This is a genomic window from Lysinibacillus sp. FSL K6-0232 (assembly GCF_038008325.1).
GTDB lineage: Bacteria > Bacillota > Bacilli > Bacillales_A > Planococcaceae > Lysinibacillus.
Genome location: NZ_JBBOYW010000001.1, coordinates 3,069,951 through 3,094,642, shown reverse-complemented (window position 1 = coordinate 3,094,642; position 24,692 = coordinate 3,069,951). Strand labels below are relative to the sequence as shown.

General features: G+C 37.6%; 29 protein-coding genes. 24 read left to right on the top strand and 5 right to left on the bottom strand.

What is annotated here, in order from left to right; genetic code table 11:
- Positions 1 to 45: 45 nt before the first annotated feature.
- The 4 genes from lipA to MHB42_RS15185 all read left to right on the top strand — a co-directional run bounded on the left by lipA (position 46) and on the right by MHB42_RS15185 (position 2,272).
- On the top strand, positions 46 to 963 hold the full coding sequence (gene lipA / locus MHB42_RS15200; protein ID WP_340807200.1) for a lipoyl synthase: 918 nt from the start codon (positions 46 to 48) through the stop codon (positions 961 to 963).
- 20 nt (positions 964 to 983) lie between these two features.
- Positions 984 to 1,313, top strand: coding sequence for a YutD family protein (locus MHB42_RS15195; RefSeq protein ID WP_340807198.1), 330 nt, complete (start codon positions 984 to 986; stop codon positions 1,311 to 1,313).
- Between the two features lie 207 nt (positions 1,314 to 1,520).
- A complete protein-coding gene (locus MHB42_RS15190; protein WP_340807196.1) occupies positions 1,521 to 2,051 on the top strand; it encodes a D-glycero-alpha-D-manno-heptose-1,7-bisphosphate 7-phosphatase in 531 nt (176 codons plus the stop codon).
- Positions 2,052 to 2,083: 32 nt separating this feature from the next.
- Entirely contained in the window at positions 2,084 to 2,272 is a 189-nt protein-coding gene (locus MHB42_RS15185) for a hypothetical protein (RefSeq protein WP_340807194.1), read from the top strand.
- 69 nt (positions 2,273 to 2,341) lie between these two features.
- Here the strand turns inward: MHB42_RS15185 and MHB42_RS15180 are convergent, their stop codons facing one another.
- Positions 2,342 to 2,608 (bottom strand): DUF3055 domain-containing protein, encoded by a 267-nt coding sequence (locus MHB42_RS15180; RefSeq protein WP_322605515.1) that lies wholly within the window; start codon positions 2,606 to 2,608, stop codon positions 2,342 to 2,344.
- An 88-nt stretch (positions 2,609 to 2,696) separates the two neighbouring features.
- On the opposite strand from MHB42_RS15180, the gene MHB42_RS15175 reads away from it, so the two are divergent.
- Both MHB42_RS15175 and MHB42_RS15170 read left to right on the top strand, forming a co-directional pair.
- Positions 2,697 to 3,149, top strand: a complete 453-nt coding sequence (locus MHB42_RS15175) for a DUF86 domain-containing protein (RefSeq protein ID WP_340807193.1) — start codon at positions 2,697 to 2,699, stop codon at positions 3,147 to 3,149.
- The gene (locus MHB42_RS15170; protein ID WP_340807192.1) at positions 3,146 to 3,895 is read left to right on the top strand and encodes a TIGR01457 family HAD-type hydrolase; all 750 of its coding nucleotides are present in this window, start codon (positions 3,146 to 3,148) and stop codon (positions 3,893 to 3,895) included. The genes MHB42_RS15175 and MHB42_RS15170 overlap by 4 nt, the downstream gene beginning before the upstream one ends.
- Positions 3,896 to 3,951: 56 nt before the next feature.
- Here the strand turns inward: MHB42_RS15170 and MHB42_RS15165 are convergent, their stop codons facing one another.
- Positions 3,952 to 4,188 (bottom strand): YuzB family protein, encoded by a 237-nt coding sequence (locus tag MHB42_RS15165; protein WP_053995016.1) that lies wholly within the window; start codon positions 4,186 to 4,188, stop codon positions 3,952 to 3,954.
- Positions 4,189 to 4,465: 277 nt separating this feature from the next.
- Here MHB42_RS15165 and MHB42_RS15160 point away from each other — a divergent pair, with 277 nt between their 5' ends.
- Positions 4,466 to 5,530 (top strand): NAD(P)/FAD-dependent oxidoreductase, encoded by a 1,065-nt coding sequence (locus MHB42_RS15160; protein ID WP_340807190.1) that lies wholly within the window; start codon positions 4,466 to 4,468, stop codon positions 5,528 to 5,530.
- 53 nt (positions 5,531 to 5,583) lie between these two features.
- On the opposite strand, the gene MHB42_RS15155 is transcribed toward MHB42_RS15160, so the two are convergent.
- Positions 5,584 to 5,919 (bottom strand): YuzD family protein, encoded by a 336-nt coding sequence (locus MHB42_RS15155; RefSeq protein WP_340807189.1) that lies wholly within the window; start codon positions 5,917 to 5,919, stop codon positions 5,584 to 5,586.
- 83 nt (positions 5,920 to 6,002) lie between these two features.
- Between MHB42_RS15155 and MHB42_RS15150 the strand changes: the two genes are divergently transcribed.
- The 4 genes from MHB42_RS15150 (at position 6,003) to MHB42_RS15135 (ending at position 8,485) form a co-directional block, all read left to right on the top strand.
- Positions 6,003 to 6,239, top strand: a complete 237-nt coding sequence (locus MHB42_RS15150) for a NifU family protein (protein ID WP_340807188.1) — start codon at positions 6,003 to 6,005, stop codon at positions 6,237 to 6,239.
- Between the two features lie 347 nt (positions 6,240 to 6,586).
- A complete protein-coding gene (locus MHB42_RS15145; RefSeq protein ID WP_340807187.1) occupies positions 6,587 to 6,946 on the top strand; it encodes a response regulator in 360 nt (119 codons plus the stop codon).
- 5 nt (positions 6,947 to 6,951) lie between these two features.
- Complete coding sequence (locus MHB42_RS15140) at positions 6,952 to 7,584, top strand: hypothetical protein (RefSeq protein ID WP_340807186.1); 633 nt, start codon at positions 6,952 to 6,954, stop codon at positions 7,582 to 7,584.
- Positions 7,577 to 8,485 carry a diguanylate cyclase domain-containing protein gene (locus MHB42_RS15135; protein WP_340807185.1) on the top strand — a complete coding sequence of 303 codons (909 nt, stop codon included), beginning with the start codon at positions 7,577 to 7,579 and terminating at the stop codon, positions 8,483 to 8,485. Before MHB42_RS15140 ends, MHB42_RS15135 begins: the two co-directional genes overlap by 8 nt.
- A 167-nt stretch (positions 8,486 to 8,652) precedes the next feature.
- Here the strand turns inward: MHB42_RS15135 and MHB42_RS15130 are convergent, their stop codons facing one another.
- Complete coding sequence (locus MHB42_RS15130) at positions 8,653 to 9,345, bottom strand: DUF2225 domain-containing protein (protein WP_340807183.1); 693 nt, start codon at positions 9,343 to 9,345, stop codon at positions 8,653 to 8,655.
- 185 nt (positions 9,346 to 9,530) lie between these two features.
- On the opposite strand from MHB42_RS15130, the gene MHB42_RS15125 reads away from it, so the two are divergent.
- The 6 genes from MHB42_RS15125 to MHB42_RS15100 all read left to right on the top strand — a co-directional run bounded on the left by MHB42_RS15125 (position 9,531) and on the right by MHB42_RS15100 (position 16,565).
- Positions 9,531 to 9,905, top strand: coding sequence for a HesB/IscA family protein (locus tag MHB42_RS15125; RefSeq protein WP_340807182.1), 375 nt, complete (start codon positions 9,531 to 9,533; stop codon positions 9,903 to 9,905).
- A gap of 629 nt (positions 9,906 to 10,534) precedes the next feature.
- Positions 10,535 to 11,032, top strand: coding sequence for an NUDIX hydrolase (locus tag MHB42_RS15120; protein ID WP_340807180.1), 498 nt, complete (start codon positions 10,535 to 10,537; stop codon positions 11,030 to 11,032).
- A 24-nt stretch (positions 11,033 to 11,056) separates the two neighbouring features.
- Positions 11,057 to 12,808: a sensor histidine kinase gene (locus tag MHB42_RS15115; protein ID WP_340808610.1), complete on the top strand. Its 1,752-nt coding sequence runs from the start codon at positions 11,057 to 11,059 to the stop codon at positions 12,806 to 12,808.
- 6 nt (positions 12,809 to 12,814) lie between these two features.
- Positions 12,815 to 13,558, top strand: a complete 744-nt coding sequence (locus MHB42_RS15110) for a LytR/AlgR family response regulator transcription factor (protein WP_340807179.1) — start codon at positions 12,815 to 12,817, stop codon at positions 13,556 to 13,558.
- 119 nt (positions 13,559 to 13,677) lie between these two features.
- Positions 13,678 to 15,471 (top strand): carbon starvation protein CstA, encoded by a 1,794-nt coding sequence (cstA, locus tag MHB42_RS15105; protein ID WP_340807177.1) that lies wholly within the window; start codon positions 13,678 to 13,680, stop codon positions 15,469 to 15,471.
- Positions 15,472 to 16,235: 764 nt separating this feature from the next.
- Entirely contained in the window at positions 16,236 to 16,565 is a 330-nt protein-coding gene (locus tag MHB42_RS15100; protein WP_340807176.1) for a YuiB family protein, read from the top strand.
- Between the two features lie 114 nt (positions 16,566 to 16,679).
- Here the strand turns inward: MHB42_RS15100 and MHB42_RS15095 are convergent, their stop codons facing one another.
- Positions 16,680 to 17,162 carry a divergent PAP2 family protein gene (locus MHB42_RS15095; protein ID WP_340808609.1) on the bottom strand — a complete coding sequence of 161 codons (483 nt, stop codon included), beginning with the start codon at positions 17,160 to 17,162 and terminating at the stop codon, positions 16,680 to 16,682.
- Between the two features lie 123 nt (positions 17,163 to 17,285).
- Between MHB42_RS15095 and MHB42_RS15090 the strand changes: the two genes are divergently transcribed.
- From MHB42_RS15090 to cysI, 7 genes are all read left to right on the top strand, one after another.
- Complete coding sequence (locus tag MHB42_RS15090) at positions 17,286 to 18,791, top strand: leucyl aminopeptidase (protein WP_340807175.1); 1,506 nt, start codon at positions 17,286 to 17,288, stop codon at positions 18,789 to 18,791.
- Between the two features lie 138 nt (positions 18,792 to 18,929).
- Positions 18,930 to 19,142, top strand: a complete 213-nt coding sequence (locus MHB42_RS15085) for a uroporphyrin-III methyltransferase (protein ID WP_340807174.1) — start codon at positions 18,930 to 18,932, stop codon at positions 19,140 to 19,142.
- Positions 19,143 to 19,393: 251 nt separating this feature from the next.
- Positions 19,394 to 20,167 (top strand): uroporphyrinogen-III C-methyltransferase, encoded by a 774-nt coding sequence (gene cobA / locus MHB42_RS15080; RefSeq protein WP_340807172.1) that lies wholly within the window; start codon positions 19,394 to 19,396, stop codon positions 20,165 to 20,167.
- A 12-nt stretch (positions 20,168 to 20,179) separates the two neighbouring features.
- A complete protein-coding gene (locus tag MHB42_RS15075) occupies positions 20,180 to 20,920 on the top strand; it encodes a sirohydrochlorin chelatase (protein WP_402896032.1) in 741 nt (246 codons plus the stop codon).
- Positions 20,920 to 21,069, top strand: coding sequence for a YezD family protein (locus MHB42_RS15070; RefSeq protein ID WP_340807169.1), 150 nt, complete (start codon positions 20,920 to 20,922; stop codon positions 21,067 to 21,069). Before MHB42_RS15075 ends, MHB42_RS15070 begins: the two co-directional genes overlap by 1 nt.
- Before the next feature lie 35 nt (positions 21,070 to 21,104).
- Positions 21,105 to 22,898 (top strand): assimilatory sulfite reductase (NADPH) flavoprotein subunit, encoded by a 1,794-nt coding sequence (locus MHB42_RS15065; RefSeq protein WP_340807168.1) that lies wholly within the window; start codon positions 21,105 to 21,107, stop codon positions 22,896 to 22,898.
- A 25-nt stretch (positions 22,899 to 22,923) separates the two neighbouring features.
- Positions 22,924 to 24,681, top strand: coding sequence for an assimilatory sulfite reductase (NADPH) hemoprotein subunit (gene cysI, locus MHB42_RS15060; protein ID WP_340807167.1), 1,758 nt, complete (start codon positions 22,924 to 22,926; stop codon positions 24,679 to 24,681).
- Positions 24,682 to 24,692: the final 11 nt, after the last annotated feature.

The following is a 24,692-nucleotide window of genomic DNA, read 5'->3' as shown; positions in this document are numbered from 1 at the left end:
AGTTAATATAAAAAAATGTATATTTTTGATAGGGGCGATATCCGTATGACATCTTGTAAACCTACAAGTAAAGAAGAACATGTAAGAAAACCAGACTGGCTCAAAATAAAATTAAACACAAATGATGAATATAAAGGTCTTAAAAAGCTGATGCGTGAGAAAAACCTGCATACAGTATGTGAGGAAGCTCGCTGTCCAAATATCCATGAATGCTGGGGAGAAAGACGTACAGCAACAATGATGATTCTAGGCTCTGTTTGTACACGTGCTTGCCGTTTCTGTGCAGTAAAAACAGGTTTACCGAATGAATTGGACCTAGCAGAGCCAGAGCGCGTAGCAGATTCAGTAGCCATTATGAATTTAAAGCATGTTGTCATTACAATGGTAGCGCGTGATGATTTAAAAGATGGCGGTGCTCAAGTGTTAGCAGAAACAGTACGTGCCATCCGCCGCAAAAGTCCAGCGACATCTGTTGAAGTATTGCCATCAGATTTAGGTGGTGTGAAGGAAAACCTTCAATTGTTAATGGATGCAAAGCCAGATATTTTAAATCATAATATTGAAACAGTACGTCGTTTAACACCAAGAGTACGCGCGCGTGCGAAATACGAGCGCTCTTTAGAGTTTCTTCGTTTAGCAAAAGAGATGCAGCCAGATATTCCAACGAAATCGTCTTTAATGATTGGATTAGGCGAAACACATGAAGAAATTTTAGAAGTAATGGATGATTTACGTGCAAATAATGTGGATATTATGACAATTGGTCAATATTTACAGCCAACGAAAAAGCATTTACCAGTTAAAAAATATTATTCACCAATCGAATTTGGCAAGCTACGTAAAATTGCAATGGAAAAAGGCTTTAAGCATTGCGAAGCTGGCCCGCTTGTACGTAGTAGTTATCATGCAGATGAGCAAGTAAATGCTGCCACAAAAGAGCGTCAGTTACAAGCTGAGCTTTAGGCAAAAAAGGTGGTGTCACTTTGATCATAGTTGACGGAATAGAATATGAGCTAATAGAAGAATATCGCGATGCCTTTCAGGCGGAAGCTTTTCAGGAAAGATACTCTGATATACTAGCCAGATATGATTATATTGTTGGTGATTGGGGTTATAGTCAATTACGTTTAAAAGGATTTTTTGATGACAAAAATCAAAAATCGACATTTGATACAAAGATAAGTACGCTACAGGATTACTTATATGAGTATTGCAATTTTGGCTGCGCTTATTTTGTTTTGCGTAAAGTAGGTAAAATGGCAAAGCAGCCTGAAGCGTTAGAGTCTACAGATAATGAACCATTAACCGAATAATAAAATGGATGGAAACCTGATGTGCTAAGCATCAGGTTTTTATTGATAGGTATAAATAAAAGTGACGGATAGAACGCTTGAATAGACGGATAGAATGAGAAAAGTGACGGATAGCATCATGAAATAGACGGATAGCAGTAAAAAGAGCACTGTGCTGTATTGTTTTTTATACATAGGGTAAAGCTAGGGATAAAAGGTGTGGTGTTGATGAAAAGGGCTATATTTTTAGATCGCGATGGTGTGATTAATGAAGTGTTAAGCCATCGTGTAAAGTTTGTCAATAAGCCTAAGGATTTTTATTTTTTACCGAAAGTGCCTGAAGCTATTAGGATATTGAATAAACATTTTGATTATATTTTTGTTGTCACAAATCAGGGTGGTATTGGCTTGGGCTTTATGAAGGAAAAAGACTTGGAAAAAATCCATGCCTATATGATCAAGGAGCTAAAGAAAAAGGGAGCTATTATCCATGAAGCTGTTTATTGTCCACATAAGCCAAAGTCGGGCTGTGCATGTAGAAAGCCAAATAGTAAATTAATTGTGGATTTAGGCAAGAAGTATCGTGTGAATTTAGCGAAATCCTATATGGTAGGAGACACAGACACAGATATTATGGCAGGAAAGGGAGCAGGAACAAAGGGCGTATTTTTAGGTGAGCAAGACGCATTAGCAGATGCTGTGTTTCCAGATTTAATAAGCGCAGCACATTGGATTGTAAAAGATGCTAAGACTGTATAGTTCGTTGAAAAAAGCACAGTCTATGAGCAGAGGTGATAAAATTGACAAAGGAAAAGCATAATAAAAAAACGGTAGATCGTGAAGAATATGGCTATGGTTACGATATTAGCGTAGAGGATTTAGCTGTTATTGGGCAAAATCAGCAAGCTAAAAAGCAACAAAACAATGAAAATAAAGACAAGCCACATAATGAAGATAATCCATCAACGCTTAATCAATAATAAGCAACAAAAAAATTTCGCAACTCCTTATGGGCTAGCGAAATTTTTTTGCATCATATAAAAAGGCTGTTAGTTCAGTAGCTCACGTAAATATTCACGAAGCTCGATAGTTTCTTCTTCCGTGCGATTATAGACATGCTCTAAATAACCAGGCTCTTCTACATCGTCAGGGCCGATAATAGCAAAGCGGCCAAATTGAATATCCATTACAAGCACCTTGCCAAAGAAGCGGCCTGATTGTAAAATGGCTAAATCATAGCGTAGCTTTTTCCCAGCAAAACTGACAAAGCGTGTTTTTGTATCCTCTACATCATCGTATAAAAAAAAACGTTCCATCTTTTAATCTCCTTCCAGTCCTATAGATATGGTACTATAGAAGAGAAAAAACTATCAACTTTTAATGATTTGAATGGGGGCTTTCCTTGTGTATTTTGTAGATCGTAATAAAATCACAAAAAATTTACAGTATTTAGATGGGCTATTAGCTATTTTGGAAGCAGAGGAGAATTGGCTTCAACATGATATAAAGAAATTAGCGATTGAGCGCATTGGACATAATATTATGGAGTCCATGATGGATGTAGGAAATTTAATGATTGACGGTTTTATTATGCGTGACCCAGGAAGCTATGAGGATATTATTGATATTTTAATCGATGAAAAAGTAATAACTGCTGATCTGGAGGCTCCATATAAAGCAGTTGTTGGCTTGCGTAAAATGCTTGTACGCGAATTTATCGATGTAGATAGTGAAGAGGTTGTAGATGTATTAACAACAAATTTAACAGCATTAAAGCACTTCTCACCAGCAGTTCAGCATTATTTAACAAATGAATTAGGGCCCGTTTCAGCGTTTTTACCAGAGGATTATCAATGAGAGATTATAAGGCATATTGCTTTGATTTAGATGGTACAGTCTATCGTGGTAAGGAAGGGATACCTTCTGCCATTGCTTTTATTCATCGTTTACAGCAAGCTGGCATTGAGCCATTCTATGTTACCAATAATGCTTCTAAAACAAGGATACAATTGCAGGAAGCTTTAATGGCTGTTGGTGTTAGTGCGCCATTAGACCATATTTACTCAAGTGCATTAGTGACAGCGAAATATGTTGCTCTTCATTTTACAGGCAAAAAAGTAGCAATGATGGGGTCGGATGGTATTCGGCAGGCGTTGCATGACGAAGGAATTGAGCCTGTGGAGGATAATCCTGAAGTATTTGTGATGGGCATTGATCGTAATCTTAATTATATGGCACTTGCAAGAGCTACGGTCTTTGTTCAGCGAGGGGCGACGTTTATTGCGACCAATCAAGATATAAAATTTCCGACAGAATATGGCTTTTTGCCGGGCAATGGCTCTTTTGCTCGCTTAGTAGGTGATGTTGCAGATGTTGAGCCTATCTATATTGGGAAGCCATCAGCTGCCATATTAGAAGTAATCGCTATAGAACATGGCTTCTCGAAAGAGGATATGGTGATGATTGGTGATAACTATGATACGGATATTATGTGTGGTATTAACTTTGGCTGTGATACGATTCATGTCAATACAGGTGTAACACCAACGAAAATTGTGCTGGAGAAAGAACAGCAGCCTACATATATCGTAGATACATTATAAGAAAAGGATGTTATGCGAAAAATAGCATAACATCCTTTTGATTTATACATATAAATTTACCATAAAGGGTTTTCTTCAATAAATTGATAAATAGCTTTTGTTAGAGCTTCAGGAGAATCTGCCTCTACTAATTCACCATTGACAATTGCATAAAAAGTTTCTGAGCACTTTGTACAATAACTGAGGCAGCCATACTCCAAAACATCAATATTTGGATCACGTTCAAGCGCTTCATAGGTTGCCTGAGAGCCATTTGCTAAATTGCTAATACAAAATTCAACCATTGGATTCATATGTGTGTCACCTCACCAAAGTAATGCTACTCGCTTTTAGGATATTCGTCAATAATTTACGTTTTGAAATAGTATTACTTTCATTTTTGAGTGACAAACTTAAAGAAAGTCGTTATGATTCACATTAAAAGCTATCGAAACAAACAAGTTCTCGTTTATTTTGTGAAATCTTTCACAAAAATGCATTCTTATATTGTGAAACATCTCACAATCGGTTATACTCATTTGTGGATACTTTGTGAACAATGATTATAAGATGTATATAAAGGAGACTATTATGGGAAAATTAGTACTTTTAGGTGGCGGCTACGGCAATATGCGAGTAATGTTGCGTCTATTAAATAACCTTCCATTAGACAGAGAAATCGTGCTAGTAGACAGAGCCCCTTTCCATAGTTTAAAAACAGAATTTTACGCATTAGCAGCAGGGACTTCAACAGATAAAGAAATTCGTGTAAGCTTCCCAGAGCATGAACGTTTAACGGCTGTATATGGAGAAGTCGTTGATATTAATCGTGCAGAAAAGGTAGTCATTCTAGAAGATGGGCAACGTATTGAGTATGATGATTTAGTGATTGGTCTTGGCTGTGAGGATAAATATCATGGTGTGTCAGGTGCGGCAGAGCACACATATAGCATTCAAACAATGGCGAAATCACGTGCAACATACCAAGCACTTTGTGGCTTACCAGCAGGCTCTACAGTCGGTATTGTAGGGGCTGGTTTAAGTGGTATTGAGCTTGCAAGTGAGCTACGTGAAAGCCGCTCAGATTTAAAAATTAAGCTATTTGACCGTGGTCCACGTATTCTAAAGGATTTTCCAGAAAAGCTAAGTAAATACGTAAAGGATTGGTTTGTTAAGCATAATGTCGATGTCGTTGCCAATTCTAATATTACAAAAGTGGAGCCAGGTAAGATTTTTAATCATGATGATGAAATTTTACTCGATGCTGTCGTATGGACAGCAGGTGTGCAGCCTGTCAAAATCGTTCGTGACTTGGATGTTGAGAAGGATAAACACGATCGCCCACTTGTAACACAGTATTTTAATGTACTTGACGATGAGCATGTCTATGTTGTAGGGGATTGTGCTGCATCAGATTTGCCTCCAACAGCCCAGTTAGCTGAGGAACAAGCAGAGCAAATCGTGAAAGTGCTTCGTATGCGTTGGAAAGGTGAGCATTTACCAGAGAAAATGCCAGATATTAAGTTAAAAGGCTTTATGGGGGCTCTTGGTAAAAAACAAGGCTTTGTATACTTAGCAGATACAACCGTAACAGGACGTATTGCTCGCTTAATGAAATCAGGATTATTATGGTATTACAAACGTCAAAATGATTAATTAGTTGAAAGGGATTGTTTCAAAATGATGTTGAAACAATCCCTTTGCCTTAGCTATACTGTTTCGTCTGGCACAAAGCCTAGTTTTTCAAGCGCTGTAAATACAGGCTTTAACTGTATATAACCTTCGCCAACAATCTCATTATTAATAAGAACAAGTGGATAGAAAAACTCATCTTCTTGAATACGTGTTGCATATTCTTGATCTCGCTCATTCTCAATTGGGCCTTCAATATCGATATAGCGAATATCATAGGCTTGATGTGGATATTTGCGATTGATGGCAGCTTGTAGCCATTCGTATGTATCTTTGGAAGATGGGGCATTGACACAGCTCGCACAGATAACAGCTGTTCCATAAATTTCAATTACAGGTTTAGAGGGTAGCATTGTATTTTCTCTCCTTGTGATTCAATATTGGATTTTTTCTGTTGCTAACATTATAATCATTATAAGGAAAGGAGTCGAGATAAATGGCAGAAGCAACAATTAACAACCAAGTTCAAGAGGTATTAGATAAATTACGTCCATTCTTACTACGTGACGGTGGAGACTGTGAATTAGTAGATGTTGAGGATGGCGTTGTAAAATTACGCCTATTAGGTGCATGTGGTAGCTGCCCAAGTTCTACAATTACACTAAAGGCTGGTATCGAACGTGCATTGCTAGAAGAAGTACCAGGTATTGTAGAAGTAGAGCAAGTGTTTTAATGGATAATAGCAGCCTATCCTTGTTCCCTTGGAGATAGGTAATGAAGAAAAGGTGCTGTCTGTATGTATTTTGCAGATGGCATTCTTTTTTAGTGTAACTGCCCTGCGAATAGTCAATAAACAACAATAATGATTCGTGGACACCCTAAGAAAATATAATGTAGAATAGCCATCCATCCGTAGATACACGAATAAAATATTATTTGTAAAATTATGAATGGCAGTTATTCCATAAATATAATCATTTTTAACAACATTTTATAGAGAACTAGTAAAACAATTTGCAACCAAATAACAAGTATGATTTTATTCAAGAAATATGCTTTTTGAGGCGGAGGGAAAACTTTATGAAAATACTTGTCGTAGATGATTCTATGTTCTCTCAAAAAACAACAATCAAAACATTAAAATCCATTTATCCAGACGCTATCTATGAAACAGCAAACGATGGGGTTGAATGTATTCAAGTATTTGCAACCTTCCAACCTGACCTCGTATTCATGGATTTGTTAATGCCCAAGATGGGTGGACAAGAGGCAGTTCAAAAAATACTCGAACAATACCCAACAGCTAAAATTATCGTGCTTTCAGCTGACGTACAATTGGCAGTTCGTAATGAAGTTTTATCTGCTGGAGCAGTAGCATTTATTAATAAGCCAATAAATGCTGCAAAGCTAAAGGAGATTGAATTATTGATAGAAGGGTGATTCCGTTGTTAACAACAACACAAGAGGATATATTAAAAGAACTGTATAATGTATTTGTTGGCGAGGCAGCTAACTTATTATCAGAAATTCTTCAAAAAAGAATTTTTTTATCAGTGCCAGAAATAAAGCTACTATCATTGCAGGAATTAAAAGCTAGTAAGCAAGAGAATTTCATCCCTGTGTTAAATGGAACGGTACTTTCTGCTTCTTTAAAGTTTGGTAATGTTTTTTCTGGCAGAGCGGATTTTATTTTTCCTGCTGAACAAATTAAATATGTTACTACGCTTTGTTTAGGGGAAGAATATATTGTAGAGGATGGGGAATTTTCATTTAATGATGAAGATTTCGATATTGTGAAAGAAATAGGGAACATTATCCTAAATGCCATTATGGGTGGTATGGGAAGCCTGATGGAAATGAAGTTGGAGTACGATGTACCACAGGTAATTTTACACAATGCAGGGGAGTTTTATAAAGCACTTGCTAGCTCAGAGGAGAGCAATTTATTATTGCTGTATGTGAGCTTTGGTGTGGATGATTCAAAGGTGCTAGGATTAATTTTAATTAAATTTTCATTAGAGTCAATTGAATTTTTAATACAAAAAGTGGATGAGATTAGTAGGGATTTGAATGAATGATTTATACGCAGCAATCATCAATCAACTAGATAATGGCATAATTTTATTGGATGAACAATTAAATATTCAGCTATGGAATACATGGTTAGTCAACTACACAGGTAAAAGTGAGGAAGAAGTGAAGGGCTTACCAATTACAGCAGTTGTTCCACGCTTTAATAAAAAAGTGTATGCTTATATGTTTGAGAAAGCTTTAGTGGATGGTCAAAAAAGCTTTTGCTCAGCAGCAATGCATCAATATTTTGTCGAAAGCCACTGTGCAAATATGAGGCTGCCACGTCAAAATATTTTAATACAGCATTTGCAATTGGAGCATCAATCCTATTTAATGATAGAGCTATATGATGTAGCCAACCATTATAAGCGTATTCAAAACTTAAATAAGTCTTTACAAAGTTCTATTGATTTCTCCAGAAGCTTAGAGCGATTTGTTTATTATGATAGCTTAACAGGTTTACCGAATCGAAAATTTGTCTTAGATCGTTTAGAGAATTTGATTAAAGAAGAGCATAAGGTATTTTCCTTATTTTTCATCGACTTGAATGGCTTTAAGGCTGTAAATGACCAATATGGACACTTACAGGGAGATTTATTATTACAAATGTTTGCGGAGCGGTGCAAGCATATTGTTCAAAAGCAAGGAATCCTAGCACGACTTGGCGGAGATGAGTTTGTATTATTGGTTGAAAATATTATATCCACCAATGACGTTGAACAGTGTACAGCTAACATAAATAGGCTATTACAGGAGCCATTTATGATTGAGGGGCAGCAAGTTGTCATTTCAGCAAGTATTGGTTATGCGCGCTTTCCACAGGATGGAATGACAGCAAAGCAGTTATTAAATGTTGCAGATTATCAAATGTATGTACAAAAAAAGGCTATGAAAAAAGAATTTTAAAGTACCCTATAGCTAGATTTTGCTATCTATGCTATAGGGTATATTTTATCTTTGTTCAGCAAATTTTTTGTATCGAAAGCGAAGCGTCAGCGGCAGATGTTTTATGTACCGAAAGCATTAGCAGCAGGTACAATTGCGCTGTGGTGTAATGGATAGCAAGCTAACATTTATGCATCAGGTGTTTGCTTTTTCGCTTCCCGTATAATTGCCCATTGCTCTTTTGCCATATCAATAATTTTTGCTTCACCGCCAGCACTTTGTTTTTCAATAACTCTTGAAAAGAAACGTGTAGCATTTTCAATATCGCCAATACGTCTTGATAATTCGGCAATCATATACATAATACGCACTGTAGACATTTGTGTAGAGCTGTAATCCTCTGTGGAGTAGGAGTCCATGTATTTATCGCGCGCTAGTTTCAAAAATCGCTCCTCTTGTCCTTTGTTGCTGAGGGAACGATAGAGCCAGGCAAGACGTAAAACTAATCCAGCAATAGCGACATTCTTTTCTTTTTTTAGTGTGCCACAAAGAAAAGCGAGCTTATAGGCTTGAATAGCTTGGAAGATAGTACGTTCTCCCTTGAAGTCATGATGCACCCATTTTTCGGTAATTTGCGTACGAATTTCATCTTGAATACCTGGCGCAAAATATTTGCTAAAGTCTTCAGTAAAAGAAAAGCCACAATGCTCACAAACAAAAACATTGTAGTAAAGAGCATTCACATCGTTTGCATAAATAGGCTGAAAGTCCGTTTCAGTATGATCTACTTTAATAAATTTTGAGCGCACTTTTAATGTTGAAAATTCTTTTTTACAGTTTAAACATTGAATTTGTTTTTCATAATACGGTGAAATTTCCATAGATATTGCCTCCCCATCGCAGTCATTGTAACTATTATACCAATGACCTGTATGGAAACATGAATAAAAAATACTAAATATGTGAAAAATATAAGAATTATAATGAGAAATTGATTTGAAGCTGAATGTTTGTCATATAATAGCTGAAATTGATATGATAATACATAAGAAGGAAGGTGACTGGGATGACAAGTTTAAAGCAAGTAATTGAAATCACACAAGCTGCTGGCTTCCATATTCAAGAAATGATGGAGCACAATGAGGAGCAAGGTTCTTGTTTACGTGTAGTTGTAAATGGTGGTGGTTGCAGCGGGCTCTCTTATGGGATGCATTTTGATAAAGAGAAAAAGGAAGACGACTTTGAAGATGTACAACACGGTTTAACAATTCTTGTTTCCCGTGAAGATGCGCCGATTTTAATGGGAACAAAAATTGACTATAAACAATCGCTGATGGGTGGAGGCTTCACCATTGACAATCCAAATGCCATTGCTTCATGTGGCTGTGGAACGTCATTTAAAACAGCCAAACGTGAAGGTACGCCTGAGGTTTGTGAATAGTTAAACGTGATATAAATGTTGAAGAAGGATTGTAAATTGCAATGAACATAGGTGTGTACACAATCCCGATAATATGTAAACACAACCCTTAAATAGCGTATTTAGGACTGTAAATACCAAGCCTCTTTGATTTGTAGCTATATCAAAGAGGCTTTTATAAATGTTATATAAAAAATGCTACTATTAACAACAAGATAAATAAGCAAATTCCCCCAATCATTAAATACTAATTATTTCCACTGGTGTTGGAGTCTTTTTAATATCGACTTGGTCTGGCATACCTATATGCTGCTTTAAAAAGTCATTGCCGTCATCAAACGGTTCTTTACGATTCATACAATCAACTCCATTCTATCTTTTTATAAATTTATTCCCCTATAATGCTTCTTTATAACTTTAAAAGGTATTTCTACCACTTATAACGAATTTGTAGAGTAAGGAGATATATTTTTGGGATTGTGATACTTATAGGATATTCTGATGATCAGCAATTAGAGGTCAGTTCAACTTTTAATGATGGTATAGAAAAAGGAGCTGTTTCAAAGAACTTTTGAAGCAGTTCCTTTTTCCATTGAGTATTCACGCGACTAAAAGTAAGCAGGTATAATAGCTATACAGAGGTGAGAGCTATGAGAAAAGATCGAGGGAAAATTTGGCTAGGTGTATCAGGTGTGACGGTAAATCAGCGTGGACAGTGGCTAGTGGTGAAAAAAGCGTATAGTGGCTTAAAAGGGCGTTGGTCATTGCCAGCAGGTTTTGTACAAGCAGGTGAAACTGTCGATGAGGCGGTTATGCGTGAAATAAAGGAAGAAACGGGAATTGACTGTAAAGTATCGGGATTAATCGGCTTTCGCACAGGGGTTATTCGTGATGAAATTAGCGATAATATGGCTATTTTTTATTGCCATATGCAAGATGAGCAGCAGCAAATAATGGTTCAGGAAAATGAAATATTAGAAGCCAAATGGTTATATCCACAGGAGCTAGTACAGGATGAAATGACATCTGTTATGTTAAAGGAGATGGCGTCCAACCAATTTGAAAAGCACCAATTAGAGGCGATAGAAGGGATCAATCCAGGTGATATTTTTGGCTATACTTCCTATCGCTTATTCTTTAAAAAGTAATTGGATTTCAGGAGGAAAACAATGATGGAGCTATTTTTATTTATGCTAGAGCGAGTCGGGCTAATCATTGTGTTTGCCTTTTTAATGTCACGATGGAAGCTTTTTCGAGAGAAGCTGTTTCATGAGCAAGGAATAAAAGAGAGAATATGGCTTATTATTATTTTCAGTGGTGTATGTATTATCAGCAGCTATACAGGTATTAAAATTGAAAGTGGCACAATTCATCCATTAAATCAGATGGTACATAGTACGATCAATGCAGAGGAAGCCATTGCCAATACAAGATTAATTGGGGTAGCCATTGCAGGTATTTTTGGTGGACCGTTTGTTGGTGTTTGCGTAGGCATTATTGCAGGCATTCACCGTATTACACTTGGGGGCTTTACAGCAATTGCCTGCGGTATTTCTACAATTCTTGCAGGAATTATTACAGGTGTGCTTAGTAAACGTTTTAAAATACGACAAACATTTTCCTATAAGAAGGCTGTTATGATTGGCATTTGTGCAGAAACGGTGCAAATGGTCGTAATATTGTTGGTTGCTAAGCCATTTGAACAAGCACTGCAGTTAGTATCGTTAATTGCAATGCCAATGATTATGATGAATGCCTTTGGAATATTTTTATTTTTTATCATTATTAAAATGTTTATTGATGAAGAGGAACGAACAAAGGCATTGCAAACACATCAAGCCTTTTCAATTGCTCAGCAAACGATTGAGCATTTTCGCAAAGGCTTAAATGAGGAATCATGCCAAACCGTTGCAGAAATTATTAAAAGAGAAATAAAGGTAGATGCTGTTGCCATTACTGATAGAAATGGTATCTTGGCTCATGTCGGGGTTGGTGAGGATCATCATTTAATTCATCGAGGAATTATGACGGCTTTGACGAAGCGGGTATTGGAGGAAGGAAAAATTTTAATGGCTACGTCTGCAAAGGAGATTCAATGCCCCCATAAGGATTGTCCGTTATGCGCAGCAATTGTCCTTCCTTTAAAAGTGCAACATCGGACGGTTGGAAGCTTAAAGCTTTATTTCACCAAAGAAGATTCTTTAACAGGGGTGAAAAAGGAGCTTGCGGAGGGCTTAAGCAAACTTTTTTCCTCCCAGCTTGAGTATGCAGAAATTGAGCAGCAGAGGAAATTATTAAAAGATGCAGAAATTAAGGCATTGCAAGCACAAGTGCATCCGCATTTCTTTTTTAATAGTCTTAATACCATTTCAAGCTTGATTCGCACAGATGCTGATGAGGCAAGAGCTTTATTAATTAAGCTTAGTACATTTTTTAGAAGTAATTTACAGGGTGCACGGCAAATGTTAATTCCATTAAAAAATGAAATTGACCATGTTGAAGCTTATTTAGCGATTGAACAAACGAGATTTCCAAATCGATATAAGGTTGAATTTATGCTGGATGAATCATTGTTTGATATTCAGATTCCTCCATTTACTTTACAGCCACTTGTTGAAAATGCTATTTTTCATGCTTTCAAAAATCGTAAGGAAGGCAAAATTTATGTCAAGGTACAGCGCGTGAACGATAAATTATTATTGCTAACAGAGGATAATGGCTGTGGCATGAGAAAAGAGCAAGTGAAACAGCTTGGGAAACGTATTATGCAATCAGATCAAGGGACAGGAACAGCTTTATGGAATATTTATCAGCGTATCCATGAAATTTATGGCTCAGAGGCTGATTTTCATATATCAAGTACATTGGATGTAGGTACAAAAATTATGATTCAATTGCCATTAAAGGCAACGAGATGGGAGTAGAACAAATTGAATGTTTATATTGTTGATGATGAACCATTAGCACGAGCTGAACTACGTTATTTATTAGAGCAAACAGGGTTAGTGACAGTTTGTGGTGAGTCTGAGGGATTAGAGGAGCTTTGCCAAGAGTTTAAATTTGTTGAAGTGGATTGTATATTTTTAGATATTGAATTAGGTGGAAGTAATGGAGTCGATTTAGCAAAGGAGCTAATGTTAAATACACAGAGGCCAGAAATTATTTTTGCCACGGCTTATGACGAGTATGCACTGCAGGCATTTGAAGTGAATGCTTTTGATTATATTTTAAAACCATTTGAAGCACAGCGGGTTCAAACAGCCGTTGAAAAATTAGTAGCGAAAAAAAGAGCAGCACAGGCAAAAACAATCGAAGAATTAAAGTATTCGCAGCTAGACAAGCTAGATAAACTAACAGCTTTTGCCAATGATCGAATTTTATTAATTAAAATACAGGATATTTTATATTGTACATCTGAGGATAGTAGAACAATTATTGTGACAGAGCAAGGAAGATTTTTTGCTTCAGAGTCGTTGGCAGCATTGGAAAAAAAGCTTGCTTTAAAAGGCTTTGTACGTGTTCATCGTGCGTATATTGTGAATTTAGAGCATATTGTGGAGCTGGAGCCTTGGAGCAATTCGAAATATAATTTAATTTTGCATAATAGGCAATCAATTCCTGTAAGTAGATTATATATGAAGGATGTAAGGAAAATCTTTGATTTATCAAAATAGTTGCATTTCAACAGTAAAATATAACCTTTCAGCTTAAATTTCTGACATTTTAGTTAATTTTACGAATAATTAGTAGATTCATTTGCTATGATGTGGAAAAAGCAAAAAGGGGTGTTTACATGAATGCAATTACAATTGTGATAGGCTCAATGTGTATATTGATGATTAGCTATCGCTTGTATGGTATCTTCTTTACAAAAAAGGTGTTAAAAATTAAGGATGATATACCCACGCCAGCGCACGCTTTGGAAGATGGTAAAGACTATGTTCCAACGAATAAATGGGTAACCTTTGGGCATCATTTTGCAGCCATTGCCGCAGCAGGACCTTTAGTTGGACCTATTTTAGCTGCACAATTTGGTTATCTCCCAGGACTTCTTTGGCTACTAATCGGCGCTGTTATTGGCGGGGCTGTACATGATGCAGTTGTGCTATTTGCCTCTATGCGTCATGGTGGTAAGTCATTATCAGAAGTGATGAAGGAAGAGCTTGGTCCTGTTGCTGGTTTTTGTACTGGACTTGCGATGCTGTTTATTATTACCATTACAATGGCAGGGCTATCAATGGTAGTGCTAGGAGCTTTAGAACGAAATCCATGGGGAACATTTGCGGTAGGGATTACGATTCCGATTGCCATGCTTGTAGGAATTGCCTATCGAAAAACAGGCAATTTAATTGTTACATCTACAGTAGGCTTTATATTGTTAATGATTGGCGTGTTTATTGGACCACTTATTCAGGGCACAGCATTTGGCGATTTTTTAACGTTAGATCGTGATACATTAGCAATTATTTTACCTATTTATGCGTTTTTTGCTGCTGCATTACCTGTATGGCTACTATTAGCGCCTCGTGATTATTTAAGTAGCTTTATGAAAATTGGCGTATTTATTGCATTAATTATTGGGGTATTTTTCGTCAACCCAGCGATTCAATTCCCGCCATTTACAGAATTTATTCATGGTGGTGGACCAGTTATAGCAGGTCCTGTATGGCCATTTGTATCAATTACAATTGCCTGCGGTGCTATTTCAGGATTCCATGCATTTGTAGGGTCGGGAACTACGCCTAAAATGATTGATCGTTGGGAAGATATTCGTATTGTTGGTTTTGGCGCGATGCTAGTAGAGTGTTTAGTAGGTATAATGGCTTTAATTGCTGCAACAGCTCTTCATCCAGCAGACTATTTTGCGATTAACTCAGCACCTGCTGTCTTTGCAACATTAGGAATGGAACCTGTTCATTTACAAGCGTTATCGCAAAGCATTGGCATGGATTTGGAAGGGCGAACAGGTGGTGCTGTAACATTAGCCGTTGGGATGACTGATATTTTTACAGGTATTCCTTGGTTTGCGGAATTATCGTCTTATTTCTATCAATTTGTCATTATGTTTGAGGCTGTGTTCATTTTAACAGCTATTGATGCAGGAACACGAGTAGCGCGTTATTTAATTCAAGATTTTGGTGGCAATGTCTATAAGCCATTGAAGCGTACAAATTGGATACCAGGTACAATTTTTGCAAGTGCACTCGCTTGCTTTATGTGGGGTTATTTATTGTACTCAGGGGATATTAGCTCGATTTGGGTATTATTCGGTGTGTCCAATCAGCTAATGGCAGCCATTGGTTTAGTATGTGGTGTGACAATGGTATTAAGGGTTGCAGACAAGCGAGTCTATGCGTTAACTTGCTTTATTCCATTAGCCTATCTATACATCACAGTTAATGTTGCAGGCTATTGGATGATTAAAAATGTATATTGGAACCCAGACGCTGCTGGTTTCAATATGTTAAATGGTATATTATCCGTTATTATGTTGTTATTAGGCTTAATTATTGTTATTACAGCCTTTAAAAAGTGGGCACAGCTTTGGAAATCACCAAGATTTCTATTATCGCAATCAGCTTCATAATCTATAAAACTATTGAAGATTGTAGACAAAAGGAATCGAGCGTGAACTTCTCGATTCCTTTTGCCATTTTTTCTTCTATAGTGTTTATTTTTAATATATACATGCTTGTAGAAAAATTTCTTTGTGTAGCATCAATAAATAGAGGGTCTGCATGGAGGAGTTCATGATGCATCATTTCTTTTGTAATGAATAGAGATTTCCTACTAATGGTTAGATGAAAAATCAATAGTAGCCTCTAATTTTCATACTAAATGGTCTTGGGAAAAATCGTTAGCATTTCTACTTGTTCAGGTTCATGAATTTGATGCTTTGTCATCAGGGGTGATCATCCCAAAAATTTACTTTTTATCAACATATGCATAAGGCGTTCTTTATGTAGAAGTTGATTGGAACGAAGGGCGGCGACTCCTGCGGGAAAAGCGGGAAAGTCGAGATCCTGGACTGAGCGAAGCGAGGGAAGCAGCTCGACCCCGCCCGCGGAAAGCGTCCGCCCGTAGTGGCAATCAACGGCTTACCTTTATTTTATTGTAAAAGAAAAAAGACTGTAGGCAAACTCAAAATTTATTGAGTTTGTCTACAGTCTGAAACTATTGAAGATATATGGTTATCTTCAATAGTTTTTTTATGATAGCAAGAACTTTTCTTATGGGAAGACAATACTTAGGCTGTTAAATATGTCGAACAGGCGAAAACAGGGCTGTGTTCATTGAAAGCATTGTTGTAATCATGTAAACTAATGAGAGGAAAACGGAGGTTATACATACATGGAAGGTCCAGTTTCATTAGTCCAGCTAATCATTTCTATTTTGCTGTTTTTTGTGATGTTTTTTGGTATCGGCTTTTTGCTAAATATGCTATTACGCATGACATGGTTAATGGCAATTGTGTATCCAATTGTTGTGATTTTTATTGTGGATGAAGTAAGCTTTTTCGATTATATTTTCAATCCAGGCTCTGCCTTTCCTGCGTTAATGGATAAGTTGCAGGCACTTCAATTTGTTGATATTGCTATTTTATCAGGCGGTTTTGCAGGTGCTATTGTGGCGGGGATTGTGATGATTTATTTACGAAAAAATGGATACCGAATGTTTTAATGTGCTTAGTATTCTTCTTTCAACTGAGGGAGGAATACTTTTTTAGTACCTGAGAATGCTTACGACTGTGCAAACAAAAAACACAGCCTCCGTTCAGAGGATGTGCTGCTATGGTTATAGTAAAAGCTCGTAGGTAATAATAGCGATAAAAATACCTGTAAGGGCTCCGAAAAATACTTCACTTCGTTTATGACCTAGTAATGTTTTTAATTCCTCCATCTTCTCTTGCCCATCCATTTGCGGCCATTTTTTTAAATCATGGAGCAATGTTTGAAAATCTTTACGTAACTGATTTAAAACTGCCGCATGTTGTCCAGCTTGATAGCGTACACCACTTGCATCATACATAACGATAAAGGAGAACATAGCAGCTACTGCAAAAATGGGAGAGTCTAAGCCCGTTTCATAAGCAATAGAGGTTGTTAGTGCAGTGACAGAAGCGGAATGGGAGCTAGGCATACCACCTGTTGATGTAAAGAGGCCCCATTTGATTTTTCTTGTCATTAAAAAATGAATAGGAATTTTAACAAATTGTGCAAAGAGAACGGCAAAGAGGGCAACGAGTAAAGGGGTATTTTGAAGTAAACTCAAATTCATCACAGCCTTTGCAAATAATTACGTTTATTATAACATTCATTATTTTCTAAAAGAAGCTATAGGCAAATATTACGCGCATTTCAGAAACTTCGCTATAATAGTATATGGAATGGAGGAGTTTACATGCATATTGTAAAAGAAGCAAAAACATTTGAAACGATTTCTACTGAGCTATTAATAGTGGGAGTCCCAAAACATCGTGAACAAATGCAAGATTGGGCCAGCTTTTCATCCTTTTTCGGTGAATCCCTTGATACATGGATTAATGCAGGGGATATATCGACTGCATTAAAAAAGCTAACGAAATTACCATTTGTCAAAGAGCATGCCAATTTGAAACGTCTTTTGTTTGTTGGGTTAGATGAGCGTAAAAACTTAACAGAGGGCGATCTTCGAGCAGCATTTGGCTTAGTAGGGAAAGAGCTAAGAGCTTTAAAGGTGAAAGAGTATTCGGTTTGGCTTGAATCATTTACAACAGAATCCATTACTGTAGCAGATGTAGCCTTTTTAGCGGGTGAAGGCACAGGGCTTGGCTACTATTCAATTCCTCATTATAAAACGACTTCCAATGAGGTGGATAAACGTATTGAGGCGGTTCATTTTGTTACAGCAGCTGATGATTTAGATGAAGTAGTAGCGAGCTTTGAAGTTGGTGCGATTTATGCGGATGCGGTGAATGAGGCACGTAGCTTAATTAATTTACCACCAAATTTATTAACAGCGACTGATTTAGCTAATTATGCAGAGTCGCTTGCGGTTAACTATAATTTTGAAGTAGAGATTTTAGATAAAGCCCAATTAGAGGAGCTTGGTATGGGTGGTATTTTAAGTGTAAACCAAGGCTCCTATGAAGAACCCCGTTTAATTACCTTAAAGTACAAAGCAACAGATGATTTTGCAGAGCCAATTGGGCTTGTAGGTAAAGGTGTAACATATGATACAGGTGGCTATTCATTAAAACCTAAAGATGGAATGGTTGGTATGAAAGGCGATATGGGCGGTGCTGCTGCTGTACTGGGAGCAATGAAAATTATTGGTGAGTTACGTCCAGCTAAAAATGTTGTCGCTGTGATTGGCTCTACAGATAATATGGTATCTGATACAGCATTTAAACCAGATGATGTGATTACAACCTATAGCGGGAAAACAGTAGAAGTCTTAAACACGGATGCAGAAGGGCGCTTAGTGCTGGCAGATGCGACTACATATGCGAAACAGCAGGGGGCTACAGCACTAATTGATGTTGCTACTTTAACTGGAGGCGTTATTACTGCACTAGGCATGGACAAAACAGGTGCATTATCAAACGACGATGCATTTTTTGCCGCATTTATGGAAGCCGCACAAGAAACAGATGAGTTTGTATGGCGTATGCCTTTAACAGAAAACGATAAAAAACGTATTCGTAAATCAGATGTGGCTGATTTAAACAATTCTCCTGGACGTGATGGTCATATGATTTTTGGTGGAGGCTTTGTTGGTGAGTTTGTTGGTGATACACCATGGATTCATTTAGATATTGCTGGTACATCTGATGCCACGACTGCACATGATTTAGGTCCTAAAGGCGGTACAGGTGTAATGGTACGTACACTTGCTAATTTTGTGCAACGCTTAGGCGAGGAATAATCAACAATAAAAAATCAGCGTGTCTTTGCTATCGCTGATTTTTTTTATGATATACGTGCTAACCCCAGTAGGTTAGGCATTGCACATATGAGAGATGTATCCTTCTTCATACGATAGAGTAAAAAGAGGAGGTAGCATATGCGTAATTTTGGAGGTTATCCTGGAGGAGGCTTTGGCGGTTTTATTTGGCCATTTGGCGCACCGTTTTTTGGTGGATTTTTAGGCAGCTTACTTGGCTCACAATTTAATCAATATCCAAATTATCCGTATTACCCAAACTATCCAAGCTATCAGCCGTATCCACGAGGCCCATATTTTCGACCGGGTCCACGATATCGTAGACCTTGGTGAGAATATAACAATCATAACCAGTTGTCGATTTGCAAATCGGCAATTGGTTTTTTTATGCCTAAAAATCAGTATTTTATGAAGTATCAAAATTTATGTTGACAGAATATCCTAGATTATATATTATTCTTATTATATTACTAAGAATTAAATAATGTAGCTGACTAGCAAACTAGAGGCTTTTATTGTTTTTAGGCATTAGTATGCCTATGGATAATATTGGCCTTTTTTCTTTACATAAGGAGTGAAGTGGAATGGGAAAAGTTTATATTGTAGGAGCTGGTCCTGGCGATATTGATCTTATTACAGTTAAAGGATTGCGCTGTATTGAATGTGCAGATGTTATTTTATATGACAGGCTGATTAATAAAGAGCTGTTATCCTACGCTAAAAAAGACGCTAAGCTCATTTTTTGTGGTAAGTTGCCTCAACAACATGCCATGATTCAGGAGCATATTAACCAAACACTTGTTAATTACGCACAGCAAGGGTTAATTGTTACAAGATTAAAAGGGGGGGACCCATTTGTTTTTGGAAGAGGTGCAGAGGAAGCTGAAGTGTTAGCGCAGTATCATATTCCATTCGAAATTATACCCGGTATTACATCAGGCATTGCTGCACCAGCTTATGCGGGTATTCCAGTGACACACCGTGATTTAGGCTCAAGCTTTGCGATGGTGACAGGTCATATGCAGGATGATAAGGAAGATGCAATTCGCTGGGAAAGTCTTGCAAAAGGAATTGATACGATTGCCATTTATATGGGGGTTGGTAATCTGCCATATGTCCGTCAACAGCTACTAAAATATGGACGTGATCCAGAAACACCTGTTGCGCTTATTCATTGGGGCACATTTTCTGCTCAACAAAAAACTGTGACAGGTACTCTAGCAACAATAGAAGATATTGTACGTACAGAAAATATTCAAAATCCAAGCATTATATTGGTCGGGAAGGTTGTGACATTAAGAGAAACTATTCAATGGTTTGAGGATAGTCATTCACAGCTAGCCGAAATTTCTGAATAAGGATGTGAAATGATGCAAGCCATTTTATATATTGCACATGGCAGTCGCGTAAAGGCAGGAGTAGAGCAAGCTGTGACATTTCTTCAGGGTGTACAGCAGGAAGTGTACGTGCCCATTCAGGAAATCTGCTTTTTAGAGCTTGCAACACCAACCATTGCGGAGGGAATTGCCAATTGTATTTATAAAGGTGCGACAACCATTGCCGTGATGCCGATTTTATTGTTAGCTGCTCAGCATGCTAAGCATGATATTCCACATGAGATTGCCAAGGCTCAAAAGCAATATCCATATGTAAAGTTTACATATGGTGCACCACTTGGTGTTCATGAATTACTAATTGATACATTGCAAGCAAGAATTCTAGAACAGCAGCAACCTAACCCACATGCTCGTGTCTTATTGATAGGACGTGGCAGCAGTGACCCTGCGGTGAAACGAGATTTAGCTAATATTGCGACAAGATTACGCACGAAATATCACTATAAGGCTGTAGACACATGCTTTTTATATGGAATGGGACCAACTTTTGAGGAATGGCTACAACAAGAACAGTATAAGCAGCAGCAAGTTTTTATTGTGCCTTATTTATTATTTACAGGTATTTTACGGCAAAGCATTACAAAGCGATTACAGGGGGTTGAAGGCAAGAATATTATTTTATGTGAAAGCTTAGGCTATGACGACAATGTAAAAAAGGTGTTAGTGGAGCGTATTGATGAACTATTACATTTTAAAGAGGAAGGTGTTTCGTAATGGTAGATAAAAAGACTGAAAATGTAAATCTAGCATTAGAAAATGTCCGCCAAATGTTGAATACTGTGAACCACGGGTCTATTACATTGATTGTACAAAATTCCTATGTGGTTCAAATTGAAAAAAAGGAAAAAATAAGACTTCGATAATCATCAATAACTATTATTTTGTGAGGTGGCAAAGATTGAAACTGCAAGTAATAAACAGTCCATTTAATGAAGAGCAGATAAAGCTATTGAATGAGCTTCTGCCAAAACTAACGGTTGAACAAAAAATTTGGCTTAACGGCTATTTGAGCGCACCACAAGCAACACTTGATGCCCTTGTTGAAAGTGCACCGCCAGCAGCACAACCAATTACGCAAACAATCACGATTTTATATGGCTCTCAAACAGGGAATAGTCAAGGGCTAGCTGAAAAATATGCATCTACACTAAAAGCTCAAAATGTTGATGTGACTGTTGCATCATTGGGGAAATTTAAAGCGGCTAATTTAAAAAAGATAACAAATCTTTTACTGATTGTTAGTACACATGGTGAGGGCGATCCGCCAGATCAAGCAATCCAATTTTATGAATTTTTGCATAGTAAACGAGCACCAAAGCTAGATCATTTACATTATTCGGTGCTTGCATTAGGCGATAGCTCCTATGAATTTTTCTGTAAAACAGGTAAGGACTTTGATGAGCAATTTGCCAAACTAGGAGCAACAAGGATAGCTCCTCGTATCGACTGTGATGTGGATTATGATGATGATGCAGCACAATGGTTCTCGGCTGTGCAAGAGAAGTTTTTACAACAGCCTGCGGAGGTAGCAGCAACTGTAGTACAAAATGAGCTAACACAAGCACCAGCAGCTACTACATATTCTAAGAAAAACCCGTTTTACGCTGAAGTGCTTGAAAATATTAATCTAAATGGTCGTGGCTCTAATAAAGAAACACGCCATCTTGAATTATCAATTGAAGGTGCTAATTTCCAATTTGAGCCTGGTGACAGTATTGGTATTCAGCCAGAGAATGATGAAAAGCTAGTCGATGCATTATTAACCGCATTGCAGCTTGATCCAGCAGCAGAGGTAACGGTTGCTGATGAAACATTGTCATTGAAGGATGCATTACAAAAAAGGCTTGAGATTACAGTACTATCAAAGCCATTGCTTGAAAAAATTAGCGTTTATACAGAACATCCTGAATTTTCGAGGCTTCTTGCAGAGTCAAATGCATGGAAGGACTATGCAAAGGGAAGAGATTTACTTGATGTAGTAGAGGATTTTGCGCCATTTACATGGAGTGCACAGCAATTTATTGAAATATTGCGTAAAATCCCTGCTAGACTTTATTCCATTGCGAGTAGTCAAAAGGCAAATCCTGATGAAGTACATTTAACAATTGGCAAAGTAAGCTATGAAACAGCTGGACGACAACGTTTGGGCGTTTGCTCTGGCAGTGTAGCGGAGCGCCTTCAAATTGGAGATACATTGCCAATTTATGTTCATAAAAATCCAAACTTTAGATTGCCAGAAAATCAGGATACACCAATTATTATGATTGGTGCAGGCACAGGTATTGCGCCATATCGAGCCTTTTTAGAGGAACGAGAGGAGTTAGGCATTGAGGGTAACGCTTGGCTTATTTTTGGCGACCAGCATTTTGTTACAGATTTCCTTTATCAAACAGACTGGCAGCGCTGGCTTGCCGCAGGTACGTTAAGTCAGATGCATGTAGCCTTTTCACGCGATACAGATAAAAAAGTATATGTACAACATAAATTGGAAGAAAATGCAGCAAGCTTTTATGAATGGCTTGAGCAGGGCGCTGTTATTTATGTATGTGGTGATGAAAAAACAATGGCAGCTGATGTAGATGCAACCATTCACCGTATTATTGAACAGCAGGGTCAGAAAACCCCTGAGGAAGCAAAAGCTTTTGTGAACGAATTAAAGCAGCAAAAACGTTATCAACGTGATGTTTATTAAGTTTTAATTAGAGGAGCGATTGAGCATGACAGAAAAAATAGTTTTACCGCCACAGCCTGGGAAACCAAGTGATGTAGAGCGTATTAAGACTGAGAGTAATTATCTTCGCGGAACACTTGAACGTACAATGAATGACCCATTAAGCTCTGGCATTCCAGAGGATGATAACCGCCTGATGAAATTCCACGGTAGCTACTTACAGGATGATCGTGATGTTCGTAATGAGCGTCAGCGTCAAAAACTGGAACCTGCTTATCAATTTATGGTACGTGTCCGCACACCTGGGGGCGCAGCAACACCAGCGCAATGGCTTGTGATGGATGAAATGGCAAGAAAATATGGTAATGGTTCCTTAAAGCTAACGACACGTCAAGCATTCCAAGTACATGGTATTTTAAAATGGAATGTAAAAAAATATATGCAGGAAATTAATGAAGTGCTATTAGATTCTCTTGCTGCCTGTGGAGATGTAAACCGTAATGTAATGTGTAATGTGAATCCTAATCAATCAGCATTGCATGAGGAGGTTTACAATTGGTCCGCAAAACTAAGTGAGCATTTATTGCCTCGTACACGTGCCTATCATGAATTATGGCTGGATGGCGAAAAGGTAGTAGACAGTCAGGATGAAGAGATTGAGCCAATTTATGGTGCACAATATTTACCGCGTAAATTTAAAATTGGTATTGCGATTCCTCCAAGCAATGATGTGGATGTTTTTTCACAAGATATTGGGCTCATTGCGATTGTGGAGAATAATCAGCTTGTTGGCTTTAATGTAGCTGTTGGTGGAGGAATGGGTATGACACATGGTGATAATGCTACCTACCCACAGCTTGCACGTGTTATTGGCTTTATTACACCAGATAAGCTGCTGGAAACAGCGGAAAAAATTATTACAATCCAGCGTGATTATGGTAATCGTTCTGTCCGTAAAAATGCTCGTTTTAAATATACAATCGATGCAAGAGGGCTTGATTGGTTTAAAGAGGAGCTAACACGTCGCCTAGGCTGGGAAATCGGAGAGGCTCGCCCATATACATTTGAGCGTACAGGTGATGAGTTTGGCTGGATTAAAGGCACTGATGGTAATTGGCATTACACATTATTTATTCAAAATGGCCGTATCAAGGACTTTGAAGATTATGAGCTATTAACAGGCTTACGTGAAATTGCTAAGGTGCATACAGGTGATTTCCGCTTAACACCAAATCAAAATTTAATGATTAGCAATGTAACGCCACAGAAGAAGAGAAAAATTAATACGCTTATCGAGCAATACAAGCTAACAGATGGAGCACACTATTCAGCATTACGTCGCAATTCAATTGCCTGCGTATCTTTACCAACATGTGGCTTAGCTATGGCTGAGGCAGAACGTTATTTACCTTCTCTTATTACAAAAATCGATGCTATTATTGATGAGGCAGGCTTAAATGAAACCGAGATTGTTATTCGTATGTCTGGTTGTCCAAATGGCTGTTCGCGTGCAGCAATGGGTGAGATCGGCTTTATTGGTAAAGGACCAGGTAAATACAATATGTATCTAGGTGCTAGTTTTACAGGCAATCGCTTAAATAAAATTTATCGTGAAAATATTGGCGAAGAGGAAATTTTAGCAGAGCTGCGCCCAATTCTTTTACATTTTGCAAAGGATCGTTTAGAGGGCGAGCATTTTGGAGATTTTGTGGTTCGCGCTGGTTATGTAACGGCTGTCTATGATGGACGAGAATTCCACTCTGTGTCAAATGAAAATACTGAAAGCTATGTTCATAATGTATAGAATTGTAGCTA